The sequence below is a fragment of the Anaerosporomusa subterranea genome (assembly GCF_001611555.1).
Lineage (GTDB): Bacteria > Bacillota > Negativicutes > Sporomusales > Acetonemataceae > Anaerosporomusa > Anaerosporomusa subterranea.
Window position 1 is genome coordinate 1 of record NZ_LSGP01000018.1, and the last position, 1,296, is coordinate 1,296.

The following is a 1,296-nucleotide window of genomic DNA, read 5'->3' on the forward strand; positions in this document are numbered from 1 at the left end:
GAGAGTATTCCTTTAAAATAGACTTAGAAAAAAAGATGTTGATTAAATTCAACATCTTTTTGTTATGATAAAAATGGAGGAATTGATATGAAAAATAAATACCCAAAGTATACGACTGAGGAAAAGAATAAAATAGTTGAAGAATACCTTCAGGGTTTGATTAGTAGAAAAAATTTACTTGAAAAATATAAAGTTGCAAGTGACAGTATGTTAGTAAGATGGGTTGATCAGTATCGAAGAACTGGAACAACATATGATAATCGTGGTAAAAGTAGTGCCGGTAGGCCCAAGAAAAAGAATTCCCTGATTCCTGAGGAAATGACTCGTGAAGAATTGATTCAATATGTTAAGGCAGTTGAAGACCTAAAAAAATTCCTGGCCTATCAGAGGGAACAAAAGAAAAATACAGATTAATTGATACTTTTAGAGGTAGCTATAAAATAAAACTTCTTTGTTGTATACTTAAGTGCTCTAAAAGTGGCTATTATCAATGGATAAAATCTGGTAGGCCTATGTATAAAGCATTTAATCAAGATATTTCAGATATGGTCTTAAAACAATATCAAAAAGATAGTAGGCAGGGAATAGTTAGATTAAGAATGAATATTAAGAGAGACTGTGGGGTCTACCTATCTAAGAAGACAATATATCGATATATGAAGATCCATAACATACAATCAATTATTCGAAAGAAGAAAAAGAAATATGGAAAAGTTCAACATCATGCTATTCCTAATCTGATTAAAAGAAATTTTAATGCGTTAGTACCAAATGAGAAATGGTCAATAGATGTAACCTATATACATACTACCGTAGGTGTAGAATATCTTTGTGCTATTAAAGATATGTACGATAAATCCATAGTTTCATACAATTCTTCAAAGTTTAATGACAATGAATTAGTTTTGACAACTATAGATAAGGCAATTAGAAAAATCCCTTACGGTAGTCGTAAAGGATTAACAATTCATTCAGACCAAGGCAGTCAATTCACTTCACTAGCCTACGGCATTAGACTTAAAAAACATAGAATTAATCATAGCGTCTCATATAGGGGTAGTTGTGTAGATAATGTTCCTATAGAATCGTGGTTTAGTGCACTTAAAACAGAATGTATATACTTAAATCACAAATTCGATAGACTAATTGCTAGAAAGTTAATAGATGGATATGTTAAATATTATAATTATGAACGACTTCAGGAGCAATTAAATGAGCTAACACCCATTGAATTTAGGATGTTAGCTCTAGTTTAATTATCTCTTTTTTTCGTGTCCGTTTTAAAGGTATTGACTC

The 1,296-nt window shown here is 30.7% G+C and carries 2 protein-coding genes; both read left to right on the plus strand.

The features are described from left to right. The first annotated feature begins 87 nt into the window (after positions 1 to 87). Entirely contained in the window at positions 88 to 414 is a 327-nt protein-coding gene (locus tag AXX12_RS12400; protein WP_066243122.1) for a transposase, read from the plus strand. A 26-nt stretch (positions 415 to 440) separates the two neighbouring features. Continuing rightward, a complete protein-coding gene (locus tag AXX12_RS12405; RefSeq protein WP_231881885.1) occupies positions 441 to 1,256 on the plus strand; it encodes an IS3 family transposase in 816 nt (271 codons plus the stop codon). Positions 1,257 to 1,296 lie beyond the last annotated feature (40 nt).